The sequence below is a fragment of the Aquitalea sp. ASV11 genome (assembly GCF_016429185.1).
GTDB classification, from domain to species: Bacteria; Pseudomonadota; Gammaproteobacteria; order Burkholderiales; family Chromobacteriaceae; genus Aquitalea; species Aquitalea pelogenes.
The window spans coordinates 71,402-84,243 of record NZ_JAELUD010000010.1 but is presented as its reverse complement, the minus strand read 5'-3'; the positions used below and the strand labels follow the sequence as shown (position 1 = coordinate 84,243).

The 12,842-nt window shown below is 62.7% G+C and carries 6 protein-coding genes; 5 read left to right on the top strand and 1 reads right to left on the bottom strand.

The window, feature by feature from the left end:
• The first annotated feature begins 304 nt into the window (after positions 1 to 304).
• From JHD62_RS05665 to JHD62_RS05645, 5 genes are all read left to right on the top strand, one after another.
• On the top strand, positions 305 to 2,053 hold the full coding sequence (locus JHD62_RS05665) for an autotransporter assembly complex family protein (RefSeq protein ID WP_233160658.1): 1,749 nt from the start codon (positions 305 to 307) through the stop codon (positions 2,051 to 2,053).
• Positions 2,054 to 2,067: 14 nt separating this feature from the next.
• Entirely contained in the window at positions 2,068 to 5,874 is a 3,807-nt protein-coding gene (locus JHD62_RS05660) for a translocation/assembly module TamB domain-containing protein (RefSeq protein WP_199102105.1), read from the top strand.
• Positions 5,875 to 6,024: 150 nt separating this feature from the next.
• Positions 6,025 to 7,227: a M20 aminoacylase family protein gene (locus JHD62_RS05655; RefSeq protein ID WP_199102104.1), complete on the top strand. Its 1,203-nt coding sequence runs from the start codon at positions 6,025 to 6,027 to the stop codon at positions 7,225 to 7,227.
• A gap of 62 nt (positions 7,228 to 7,289) precedes the next feature.
• A complete protein-coding gene (locus tag JHD62_RS05650; protein WP_199102103.1) occupies positions 7,290 to 8,234 on the top strand; it encodes a nucleoside hydrolase in 945 nt (314 codons plus the stop codon).
• A gap of 35 nt (positions 8,235 to 8,269) precedes the next feature.
• Positions 8,270 to 9,634, top strand: a complete 1,365-nt coding sequence (locus JHD62_RS05645) for an MFS transporter (RefSeq protein WP_199102102.1) — start codon at positions 8,270 to 8,272, stop codon at positions 9,632 to 9,634.
• Here JHD62_RS05645 and JHD62_RS05640 read toward each other — a convergent pair.
• Positions 9,613 to 12,780 carry an EAL domain-containing protein gene (locus tag JHD62_RS05640; protein ID WP_199102101.1) on the bottom strand — a complete coding sequence of 1,056 codons (3,168 nt, stop codon included), beginning with the start codon at positions 12,778 to 12,780 and terminating at the stop codon, positions 9,613 to 9,615. The two genes, JHD62_RS05645 and JHD62_RS05640, sit on opposite strands and share 22 nt — an antisense overlap.
• Positions 12,781 to 12,842: the final 62 nt, after the last annotated feature.

Sequence of the window (12,842 nt, the reverse complement as noted above, 5' to 3'; positions counted from 1 at the left end):
CCAAGACCATTCACCCGCACCCCACCATGGGCGAATCCATCGGCATGGCTGCCGAAGTATTCGAAGGTAGCTGCACGGACCTGCCGCCGCAGCGCAAGAAGTAAGCTGCCAGTCCGGCCGCAAGGCCGGGCAGGCTGCCTGCAGTCCCGGCCCGCCCCTGGCGGGTCGTGTCTTATCTCTCTCAGTCTTGTGGCGGATCATTCCGCCCTTTTTTTTGGCAACGCCATCCATCCGGTATGCCAACAGCCCTCGCCAGACTGAACCAGTTTCGCTACCATCAGTCGGATTCCAGATGAATGCCGACATGCTGCCACGAACCTCCCTCCTTGCCTTGTCATCCGCCCTTGCCCTGACGCTGTGTGCCGCACCAGCCTGGGCCAAGGTGGATTACACCGTCAGCGTGGATGCCCCGTCGGCCCTGAGCAGCCTGTTGAATGATCATCTGGAACTGGTTTCCGCCCGCAACGACCCGGACCTGGACGACTTCCAGTTGCAGGCCATCATCAAGGAAACGCCAGCAGCGGCACAGGCACTGCTGGAGACCGAAGGCTATTTCAGCGCCGTTGTCCGGGTGGAGGAGCAGGGCGAGCATCACTATGTCATCAAGGTGGAACCGGGCGAACCGGTCATCATCGATGATGTCACCCTGCAACTGAATGGTGACATCCGCCAGCAAGCCGACTACCGCCAACGGCTGGCTGCCGTGCTGGAAGCCTGGTCGCTACCCATTGCGGCACCCTACCGGCAGGACGACTGGAGCAGCAGCAAACGAGCCATCCTGCGCCTGCTTACCGTCGATCGCTTCCCGCTGGCAAAAATCGCCAGGAGTCAGGCCGATATAGACCCGCAGACGCATCGCGCCCAGTTGCTGGTGGAACTGGACAGCGGCCCGCTGATCCGTTTTGGCCCGACTCATATCAGCGGTAACAAGCGCTACCCGCTGAATGTGGCCACCGGCCTTGCCGACTTCCGCCAGGGCGACCCTTACCAGCAAAAGAAATTGCTGGATTACCAGTCGGCGCTGGAGCAGGCCCCGCAATATTCCGGCGTAGTGGTCAGTGCCGATATGGGCCGCATCAGCGATAACGAAGTGCCGGTCGAGGTGAGCCTGACCGAATTCCCCAAGCAAAAGCTGGAATTGGGCCTCACTTATGATTCGGAAGACGGGCCGGGTGTCCGTATCGGTTACGACTACTACAATCTGTTTGGCAAAGGCTGGACCGGCTCGGCCTTGCTGGACTGGAAAAAAAGCGACCGCAATCTCAGCCTGGGCCTGGGTTTCCCGCGTCAGGCGGACAATTACTCGCACTCCATTACATCCACATTCAAGGAAACCGATATCCAGGGGGTGAAAACCACCTCGATTGATGCCGGTGCCTGGCGCATTCGCAGCCACGAAAAAATCAACGCCCGCTTCGGTGTGGAGTTCATCCAGGAAAAGGAAACCATCGGCAACACGCCCAGCAACAATACCCGGGCCTTGCTTGGTGTGTTCGGCTGGACGCGGCGCGATGTGGACGACACCTTGCGCCCCCGCTCCGGCACCCTGCTGGATACTTCCTTGTCCAGTACGCTGGGCGGATTGCTGTCTACCACCAGCTTTGTGCGTGGCTATGCCCGCGGCGTCAGCTACTGGAGCCCCTGGCCCAAGTACGGCACGCTGCTGACCCGGCTGGAGGTGGGGCAGGTATGGGCCAAGGACAGCGATGAAGTGCCGTCCTCCCAGCTGTTCCGTGCCGGTGGCTCCAATAGCGTGCGCGGTTATGATTACCAGAGCCTGGGTCTGCCAGGGCCGGATGGCGCGGTGGTCGGGGGCCGTGTCGTGGCGACTGCCACGCTGGAATACCAGATTCCGGTGGCAAAGGACTGGGCGCTGGCGCTGTTCCATGATGCCGGTAATGCCGCGCAAAGCTGGCAAAGTTTCAAGCTGGAACACGCCAATGGTGTTGGTTTGCGCTGGATGAGCCCGGTAGCGCCACTTTCTCTGGATATTGCCAAGGCAGAAAAGGACGGTAAGTTGCGCTGGAACATGAGCCTGGGATTGGCATTCTGATGCAGGACACTCCATTGCCAGACCAGCTCGCACCGCCACCGGCCAGCCAGCCACCTCAGCCAAAACCGCCACGCCGCCGCTGGGGCCGTCTGCTCTGTCTGCTGGTGCTGCTTGCGCTGTGTGCGGCGCTGGGCTGGCTGGGTGGCAGCGCACAGGGCCTGAGCTGGCTTTGCCAGCAACTGCCGGCACTGAGCCAGCAGCAATTGAGCATTGCCCGTAGCGAAGGCAGCCTGTGGTCCGGTTTTACCCTGCATGATATCCGCTGGCGCGCACGCTACCAGGATGTCGACATCGACCGCCTGCAACTGCAATGGCAAGCATCGGACTTGTGGCAGCGCCGCCTGCAAGTACAGCTGCTTGATATCGGTCATGTCCGGGTGAACAGCCGTCCGGCTCCGGCAACGCCACCTGCCGGTGCACCCACCTCCCTGTCCCTGCCGCTGGATATCCGGGTGGAACGCCTGCAACTGGCCAGCCTCACCCTGCTGCCGGCCGATGTCCGGCTGTATGGCTTGCAGGCCAGCTATGCCTACCAGAACCAGCAGCACCAACTACAGCTGGCACAATTGCAAACACCATGGGGCAGCACCAGCGCCAGTCTGTCCATCGCCGACAGCACGCCATTTGCCACCCAGGGCCAACTCAGCGCCCAGGGCGAGCTGGAGCAGATTCCGGTGCAGGCCCGGCTGCAATTGAGCGGCCAGCTGCTGGCCTTGCAAGTGGATGGCACCGGCAGTGGCAAAGGCATGCTGGTAGAAGCGCATGGTGTGCTGCGGCCGTTTGCCCTCAATCCCTACAACCGCTTTGGCCGGCTGGATGTGCGGGTGGGCGGCATCAATCCCCAGTCGCTGTTCCCGGCCTGGCCCAAGGCGCGGCTGGGTTTTGCCGTACATGCCGAGCCGGATGGCGGCTCGCGCATCAAGGGCGGCCTGTCGCTGCTGAACAGCCAGCCCGGCCCGGTTTCTGCCAACCAGCTACCCATGTCGCTGCTGGTGGGCGAGTTCCGTGCCGATGACAAGGTACTGTACCTGGACAAGCTGATGGCCCAGCTGGGTGAGGGGCAGCTGAACCTCACCGGCAAGGTGGAGCCAGGCTCGCTAGACATGGTGGCGCTGCTGCACAATATCAGCCTGAAAACCCTGTATGCGACTGCGCCGGATGACATCATCAAGGGTACCGCGCGTGTTGTCGGGCCACTGGCCGGGCCGGACATCCGGGCCAGCCTGTATGGCAAGAGCCTGCAGCTGGAAACCGCGCTGGGTTTCGAACAGGACGCCACAGGCAGAACCCTGATGCTGCGCCAACTGGCGCTGACCGCAGGTGCCGGCAAACTGCAGGCATCCGGCAAGCTGGGTCTGGAGGGCAAGCAGCTTTACCAACTGGAAGGACAGTTGCAAAAGGCCGACCCGTCCCGCTTGCAAGCAGGCTTGCCGGTGGGCGAGCTGAACGCCGCCATCAAGGCCAGTGGCCAGCTGGCCCAGCCGCTCTCTGGCAAGATCGCCTTGAAGTTTTCTCCCAGCCGCCTGTCCGGCGCCCCCTTGTCCGGCCAGCTCAGTGCTGACTGGCAAGGCCAGCGCCTGCATCAGCTGCTGGCCGACCTCACCCTGGCCAGTAACCGGCTGCAAGCCAGTGGCGCTTATGGCGTGGCCGGGGACAAGCTCAAGCTGCTGATTGACGCTCCCAATCTCTCCCTGCTGGGCCGGGGTTTTTCCGGCACCATCAAGGGGCAGGCGGAGTTGAGCGGAACACCCAGGGCACCGCTGCTCAGTACCAGCCTGCGCGCCGAGCGCTTGCACCTGCCTGGGGATCTGTCAGTACAAAGCCTCAGTCTGGATGGCGATATCAAGGCCGATGCGGGCAGCCCCTTCCGCCTGCAACTGGCTGCGGACAAGCTGCAGGCGGGCAGCTTCAGTGCCGAACAACTGCGCGCGCAGGGCAATGGCACCCGTACCCGTCACCAGTTGCAACTGGATGGTCGACTGCGACTGGCCGGGCAAGCCTATCAGTTGCAACTGGCGGCCAGTGGTGGCTTGCCGGCCAACAGCGGGCAATGGCAGGGCATGCTGGAGCGGCTGGAGCTTGCCGGCAAACCGGGCCTCAGCCTGCAATCGCCGCTGGCGGTCGAGGCCGGGGCTGCGCGCGTACGGCTGGGTGCAGCACGCTTCCGCTTGCTGGGTGGCAGCCTGTCGCTGGCCGGACTGGAGCGCAGTAACGGCATTCTCACCACCCGCGGCCATGCCGAAGGCCTGCATCTGACCGAGCTGGCACCGCTCTTGTCCCTGCCGGTGGAACAGAACCTGGTGCTGGACAGTGCCTGGTCCCTGAATCTCAATGGCAAACAGCCGCAAGGCGAGCTGTGGCTCAAACGGGTGTCCGGTGACATCCGCCTGCCTGCCGAAGCCGGGCGGCCCGCGCCACTGGGCTTGAAGGCTGCGCAGCTCAACGCGCGGCTGGATGGCGGCAGCCTGCGTTTTGACACCAATATCGACAGCCAGTATGCCCAGCTGTCCGGCAAGGGCAGCCTGCCGTGGAATGGCGGTAATATTGATATGCGCACGCCGCTGGCTGCCAATGTCAGCGTGTCGCTGCCATCGCTGGCCGCACTGGCACAACTGTCTTCACCCGCGCTGGAACTGGGTGGCCAGCTGTCTGCCAACCTGGCCCTGACCGGTCCCCTGGGTCAGTTGCAAGGGCAGGGCAATATCCAGGGCAGCAAGCTGATGCTGGCGGACCACCGTACCGGTATCCATCTGGGTGATGGCGTGTTGCAGGCCCATCTGAATGGCCGCAGCCTGGTGCTGGACAAATTGCGCTTTGCCAGTGGTCAGGGCGATGTGGTGGCCAGTGGCAGCCTGGACTTGCGCGATGCCGGGCCGGATGCCGTGGTACGCGTGGCACTCAACAAATTCAGCGTGTTCGACAAACCCAGCCGCAAACTGGTGGTGTCCGGCAACGCCGAACTGAGCATGGTGGAACACAAGATAGCCCTGACCGGCCGTATCCGGGCGGATCAGGGCCGGATCGACCTGCCCAAGGGCGGTGCGCCTACACTCAGCGATGATGTGATCGTCAAGGGCCGCAAGCCAGCCGAACCATCGGCATTTGCCAGCCTGCCGCTGACCGTGGCGCTGGATCTGGATCTGGGAGACCGCTTCCGCTTTGTCGGCCAGGGGCTGGATGTCGAACTGACCGGGGTGGTCAAGGTCACCGCCAGTCCCGGCTTGCCGCCTGGTGCGCGCGGTCAGGTCCGGGTGGTGAAGGGGCGCTACAAGGCCTATGGCCAGGATCTGGATATCGAACAAGGCATCATCAGCTTTGTCGGCCCGCTGGATAATCCGGTGCTCAATGTGGTGGCCAAGCGCCATTTGTCCCCGGTGGGCGCAGGGGTGGAGGTGTCCGGCAGCGTCGCCGCGCCGCGCATCCGGCTGGTGGCGGATGAATCCATGTCAGAAAAGGACAAGCTGGCCTGGCTGGTACTGGGGCATGCCGCCAGTGGCGATCGGGATGATTCCGCGCTGGCAGCATCGGCTGGCCTGATGCTGGCCGGGTCCATCAACGACCATGTTGGCCTGTTCGATGAACTGGGCATGGCCAGCCGCAAGGAACGGACCCTGGCTAATGGTACGGTCAGCCCGGCCGAGCAGGTGGTCACAATTGGCCGTCAGCTCACGCGTGAGCTGTATCTGGGTTACGAATATGGCGTGACCAGTGCCGACCAGGCCGTCAAAGTGATGTATCAACTCAGCAAGAACTGGTCCATGGTGTTGCGTGCCGGTACCAATGCCTCGGTGGAGTCGCGCTATACCCTGCGATTTGACTGATACGCAGCGAGGATTTTCCGTTTGCACCCCGTCCGGCCAGGGCCGTCCTGGCCGGCTTGATTGAAACTGCCCTTTCTTCCGGTATCGCAATACCCCGCTTTTCTTTCAGTCTCTGCACTTCCTTCCCAGCACTCGCGGAGACCTCCCATCATGTACAGCCCCATCCTGCCGGGTATCCAGCACATTGCCGATGAAATGATCAGCTTGCGGCGACAGCTGCATGCCCACCCCGAATTGGGTTTCGAAGAGTTCAATACCAGCCGGCTGGTCAGCGAAAAGCTGCAGGCCTGGGGGTATGAGGTGCATCACGGTATCGGTGGCACCGGTGTGGTGGCCTCCTTGCAGTGCGGCAAGGGCCCGAGTATCGGTTTGCGCGCCGACATGGATGCCCTGCCCATACAGGAAACCGGTACGCAGCCCTGGGCCAGCCGGATAGACGGCAAGATGCATGCCTGTGGTCATGACGGGCATACCGCCATCCTGCTGGCGGCCGCCTGCGAGCTGGCACGCAGCCGTCGTTTTGCCGGTACCTTGCACCTGTTTTTCCAGCCGGCCGAAGAAGGGCATGGCGGCTCGGGTGCCAAGCGCATGCTGGATGAAGGCCTGTTCCAGCGCTTTCCCTGCGATGCCATTTTTGCCCTGCACAACATGCCGGGCATCCCGCTGGGCAAGCTGGGTTTTCGGGCCGGGGCCTTCATGGCCTCCACCGATACCATCACCATCCGCTTGCATGGCACCGGCGGGCACGGTGCCATGCCACAGCGCGCCATCGACCCCGTGGTGGTGGCCGCAGCACTGGTGATGGCACTGCAAACCATCGTGTCGCGCAATGTGTCACCGCTGGATACCGCGGTGGTGACAGTCGGTGCCTTGCTGGCCGGCGACGCGGCCAATGTCATTCCCGCCAGTGCCGAGTTGCGCCTGACAGTACGCGCCTTGAAGCCAGACATCCGCGAGCTGCTGCATCTGCGCATTCGCCAGCTGGCCGAGCAGCATGCGGCCGCTTACGGCGCGCACGCAGAAGTCATTTTTGAGCATGGTTATCCGGTGCTGATCAACGACGACATCATCACCCACCAGGCCAGTCTGCTGGCACGCGAGTGCCTGGGGGCAGTCAATGTGCTGGAAGACCTGCCGCCGCTCACCGGCAGCGAGGATTTCGCCTATTGGCTGGAACAGGTACCAGGCTGCTACTTCATTGTCGGTAATGGCGATGGTGAAGGCAGCTGCATGGTGCATAACCCCGGCTATGACTTCAATGACGAAGCCCTGCCGCTGGCTGCCAGCTTCTGGGTTCACCTGGTGGAGTACTGGCTGGCCAAGGACGACGTCGCGGCCGATACCTCCCGTTGAATTCCGCCATGGAACCGGGCGATTGCTCCCGGTTTCATCGTCCGAGCAAGCAAGGACCTCCCATGCCCCAAAAAATCATTCTCGATTGCGATCCGGGTCACGACGACGCCATTGCCATCCTGCTGGCCCATGGCAGCCCGGCCATCGACCTGTTGGCCATCACCACGATGGCCGGCAACCAGACGCTGGAAAAGGTGACGCGCAATGCACTGGCGGTGGCCGAGATCGCCGGTATCCATGTTCCCATCGCAGCCGGATGTGATCGTCCGCTGGTAAGGCCTCGCGAAATCGCGCCTTCCATTCATGGTGACAGCGGCATGGACGGCCCGGTGCTGCCGCCCCCGACACGACAGGCAGACCCCCGGCATGCAGTGGACCTGATCATTGAACTGATCATGGCGCATCCTCCGGGCGAAATTACCCTGGTGCCAACCGGCGCGCTGACCAATATCGCACTGGCCGTGCGCAAGGAGCCGCGCATTGCCGGGCGGGTGCGGGAAGTGGTGCTGATGGGCGGCGGCTATCACACCGGCAACTGGAGTGCGGTGGCCGAATTCAATATCAAGATCGACCCGGAAGCTGCCCATATCGTATTCAACACACCCTGGCCGCTTACCATGGTGGGGCTGGACCTCACCCACCAGGCATTGGCTACGTCTGAAGTCCAGGCACGCATTGCCGCCCTGGCAACCCGTCCGGCCCGCTTCGTGCAGGAGCTGTTGTTGTTCTTTGGCGAGACCTACCGCCGGGAGCAGGGTTTTGCCTGGCCCCCGGTACACGACCCCTGCGCGGTGGCTTATGTGATCGACCCGCAGGTGATGACGGTACGCAAGGTGCCGCTGGATGTGGAGCTGCAAGGTGCGCTGACGCTGGGCATGACGGTGGCGGATTTCCGCGCTCCACCTCCGCCGGACTGCCATACCCAGGTTGCGGTGCAGCTGGACCATGCGATGTTCTGGCAGATGGTGGAAACGTCCTTGTGGCATATCGGGGAGGGTGGCCAATGAATGCCGGCCAGTCTCATGTTCCGGTTGCCAGTCTGATGACTGCACTGCTGGCAGCCTGTGTGGCATTCCAGCTTAATGCCAGCATGCTCAGCCCCGTGCTGGTCACCATGGCCCAGCAGCTGCGCGCCAGCGAGGCTGCAGTGGGCTTGTCGCAAACTGCATTCTTTACCGCTGCCGCGCTGTTTTCCCTGTTCCTGCCCCGGCTGGGCGACATGCTGGGCCGACGGCGCGTGTTGCTGGGCATGCTGCTGGTGATGCTGGCCGGCAGTGTGCTGGCTGCGTTGGCACCCTCCATCACCGTGTTGCAGCTGGCGCGGCTGGTGCAGGGGGTGTCCGGTCCGGTGGTGCCGGTATGTCTGTTGATGCTGTACCACGAGGTAAGTGAACCAAGGCGCTACGGGCTGCTGATGGGCGTGATAACGGCCGTGAACGGTGGTATTGCCGGCATCGATGCCATTGCCGGCGGCTGGCTGGCCACCCAGTACGGCTTCCGTGCAGTGTTCTGGTGTATCGCTGTGGTGGCGGCGCTGGCCTGCCTGCTGGTGGCCTGGCTGGCACCGGAATCGCGGCCATCGCCACGGTCGCGCATGGACTGGCCGGGGGTGGCTGCTCTGGTCCTGACACTGGGCTGCTGGCTGTGGGCATTGCAGCTGGTGGCTGCCGATAGCGGCTGGCCGGGTGTACTGGGGACGGCGCTGGCCGGGGTGCTGGGTTTGCTGCTGTTTCTGTATCAGGAAAAGCGCAGCCCGCAACCTTTGCTGGCCCTGAGCTTGCTGTGCCAGCGCCGGGTGTGGGCCTTGCTGCTCACCACGGTGCTCACCATGACCGGGGTATTTGCCATCATCAATGGCCTGGTCATGTCTCACGCTCAAGGGACGGCTGGCCATGGCCTGACGGCAGAACAGGCAGCCTGGCTGTTGTTGACCCCCTATGCGCTGATCGGCTGGCTGGTAGGGCCCTGGGCCGGCCAGCTGGCGCCGCGGCTGGGTTATGGCCGGGTACTGCGCCTGGGGCTGGCGGGCAGCATGCTGGCCATCGTGTTGATGCTGCTTTACGGCTTGTCCAGCCTGTGGTGGATGGTGGCTGCCACCGTGCTAGCGGGGGTGGCTTATGCCGGCACTGCCAACATCATTCTCAACGGGCTGGGTGTGGTGCTGTCACCGGCCGATGCACCGGGCTTGCTGCCGGGCCTGAATGCCGGGGCTTTCAATCTGGGAGCCGGGTTGAGCTTTGCCATGCTGCCGGCCATGGCCTATCAGACCAGCCCGGCTGGCGGCATGCTGCTGGGGCTGGTGGTTCTTATGCTGGCATGGCTGGTGTCCTTGCTGATTCCACGTCCCGGCGCGGCAGAACTGGCTGCGGTCGAGCCAGCAGCTCATCACACGGTCGCGTCGAACTGACTTTCCAGCTTGCTGGCTGTTTGTGGCCGTCCCAGCAGATAGCCTTGTACGCCACCGCAGCCCAGCTTGCGCAAATACTGGTGCTGGGCGTCGGTTTCCACGCCTTCGGCCAGCGTGTTCATGCCCAGCGCCCGTGCCAGGTGGATGATGGCAGATACGATTGCGGCGTCTTCGCTGTCGCCGGGTAATTCGCAGACAAAGGAACGGTCAATCTTGATGGTGTCCGGTGCAAACCGTTTCAGGTAGGCCAGGCTGGAATAACCGGTACCGAAATCATCCACCGACAACCGCACGCCCATGGCCTTGAGGATGGACAGCTGGCGGGCGGCCAGGTCGGCATCTTCCATCAGCGTGCTTTCGGTTACCTCGATTTCCAGGTAATGGCCGGGCAGCCCGCTGGCCTGCAAGGCTGTACGGACGTCGTCAATAAAGTCGGAACGGCCCAGCTGTCGTGCCGACACATTCACCGCCATCTTGGGCAGGGGCAGGCCTTGTGCCTGCCACCTGGCCATTTGCTGGCAGGCCTCATGCATTACCCAGCGTCCCAGCTGGACGATCAGGCCACTGTCTTCGGCAATCGGAATGAAACGGGAGGGCATGATCAGGCCATCGGTCGGGTGCTGCCAGCGCACCAGTGCTTCGCAGCCGATCAGGGCATGGCTGTTGATGTCGTATTGCGGCTGGAACAGCAGGAACAGCTCATTTTGCTCCAGTGCATGGCGCAGACGGTTCTCCAGCTGCAAGCGCTCGGCCACCTGGCTGTTCATTTCCCGTGTGTAGAAGCGGAAGGTATTCCTGCCCTGGGATTTGGCATGGTACATCGCCAGGTCGGCATTCATCAGCAGGGTCTGGATATCCTGCCCGTCGTCGGGCAACAGGCTGATGCCGATGCTGCAGCCCACCACCAGCGAGGCACCGTCCACATCAAATGGGGTTTGCATCGCACGCAGGATGCGTTCTGCCACCTGTGCCGCTTCGTCTGGCTGGCTGATGGCCGGCAGAATCAGCACAAACTCGTCGCCGCCGGTGCGGCCCACCGTATCCAGCTCGCGCACTGCACCGCACAGGCGGCTGGCCACCTGCTTGAGCAACTCGTCACCCTTGTTGTGGCCCAGGGTGTCATTGATGTTTTTGAAGTGGTCCAGGTCGACAAACAGCACCGCCAGCTTGCCGGCCAGGCGCTCGGCCTGGCGAATGGCTTGTTGCAGGCGGTCGTGGATGAGAATGCGGTTGGGCAGGTCGGTCAGGGCATCGAATTCGGCCAGATGCTGGATGCGTGCCTCATGCGCCTTGCGCTCGGAAATATCGCTGAACAGGGCGACATGGTGGGTGATGTTGCCCTGTTCGTCGGTCAGCACGCTGATATTCAGCCATTCCGGGTAGGTTTCCCCGTTTTTGCGCCGGTTCCAGATTTCTCCGGACCATTGCCCGCGCTGGCTGAGGTTGTGCCACATCTGCTGGTAAAAATCGGCATTGTGCTGGCCGGATGCCAGCAGGGCAGGGGTACGGCCCAGCACGTCCTGTTCGCTGTAGCCGGTAATCTGGGTAAACGCATGGTTGACGGCCAGAATGCGGTTGTCGGCGCTGGTGATCAGGATGGCTTCATTGCTGGATTCGAACACCCGCGCCGCCAGGCGTTGCTGACGTGCCGCATGGTGGCGCTGGCTGATGTCGCGTGCGGTGGCGCACAGATAATGCTCATCCTGATAGGCAAGGCCGGTCAGCGTCACTTCCAGGTGCTGGTGCCCATCGGCATTTTCCAGCCGGGTTTCAAAACTGTGCGGCAGGGCGTGATCACTGGCCGTGGACAGGATGGACATCAGTTGCCGGTGATGGGCCTCGTCTTGCTCCAGATAATCCCGCGCCGCCCGGTTGGCATACACCAGTGTTCCGTGGCTGTCTTGCAGCAGCACCATGTCGGTGGCGTGGTCGATCATGAAGTGGCTGAGCTTCAGCTCGCGGCTATTGGCTTGCAGCTCGGCATGGCTACGGCGCAAATCATCCTGGTAACGTGCCAGCAGCGCGTTGATCCAGCGGTTGAAAAACCAGTACAGCAGGCTGGCACAGCCCATGGCCAGCAACGTCATCAGCACGGTGGCCTTGATCCGCTGCAGCAACTGGGCTTCCAGCAAGGTGCTGGCCTGCTGGTTCTCCACCTGGATCGACTGCACATGCATGGCATTGATCAGCGTCCAGTTCCAGCCCGGCAGGCGGTGTACATAAGCCAGATGACTGACCGCCTGCTGCTTGTCCGGTTGCGGCACGCTGTAGCTGAGGAAGCCGCCCTTGCTGCCCAGTTGCATGGCTTCGCGTGCCCGGCTGCGCAAAGGCTCGGGCAGCGACTGGTAGTGCTTGCCCTGCAAGTCCGGCTGGGCCAGGTACAGGCGCAGCACGCCGCGCTCGTCAATCACCATCAGGTCGTCCTTGTCCCCGCTTGGCTGGCTGCCCGCCAGCAGGGTCAAGGCCTGTTGCTGTAGTTCTGCCTCCACATTGGCCAGGTATTCGCCACTGCCGATCAACCAGTCATAAGGAGCAAAGTGCCGTGCGTAGGCAATCTTGTCCGCCATTTGCCGGGTGCCGGGCAGATACCAGCGATAAGTGGAAAAACCGGCCGCTTGCGGGCCACGCACCGAGGCAATCAGGGTTTGCATGATGTAATGCCCCTGATCGTCGCGGTTATCCAGCAAGGAGCTGCCTTCGTGGCCCGGCACCGTAGGCAGCAGCACGCAGCGGCCATCCATGGTGTCGATGAAAAAATAGCCCCGGCCGTCAAAAAAACGCAGTGGGCGCAGTGCCGTCACAATCAGCGCCTTTACCTCGGTCGCCGGCAGACGCTGGTGTTCATGTTCCCAGATGCGCTCGGCCAGCAGGTAGGCCTGGTCCACCTGAACGCGCAGCTGTTGGCGCATGTCCTCGCGGGCACGGCTGCGCATGGCCAGCAGGATGTGGCTGGTCTGCTCTGCCGACGATTGCAGGTAGGCACGTGCATGCTGGTAGGCATCGCGTTCCACCTGTTGTTGGCGCGCATGGTAATCCGTCCGGCTGGCAAGCAGGAAATAGGTGGCCAGGGTCATGGCCAGCAAGAAGATGATCAGCAGGGTGCCAAATAACTGCAAACGCCACAGTCTGGCCTGGTTGCGCAGCATTGATAAACGGATTCCACAAAAATGGCCGGCCAGTATAAATGAATGTCATGGGGGTGCCGGAA

Excerpts from the sequence above, each read along its gene's own strand:
- JHD62_RS05645 (WP_199102102.1), top strand. The coding sequence starts at position 8,270 with ATGACTGCACTGCTGGCAGCCTGTGTGGCATTCCAGCTTAATGCCAGC.
- JHD62_RS05640 (WP_199102101.1), bottom strand. The coding sequence starts at position 12,780 with ATGCTGCGCAACCAGGCCAGACTGTGGCGTTTGCAGTTATTTGGCACC.
- JHD62_RS05655 (WP_199102104.1), top strand. The coding sequence starts at position 6,025 with ATGTACAGCCCCATCCTGCCGGGTATCCAGCACATTGCCGATGAAATG.
- JHD62_RS05650 (WP_199102103.1), top strand. The coding sequence starts at position 7,290 with ATGCCCCAAAAAATCATTCTCGATTGCGATCCGGGTCACGACGACGCC.
- JHD62_RS05665 (WP_233160658.1), top strand. The coding sequence starts at position 305 with ATGCTGCCACGAACCTCCCTCCTTGCCTTGTCATCCGCCCTTGCCCTG.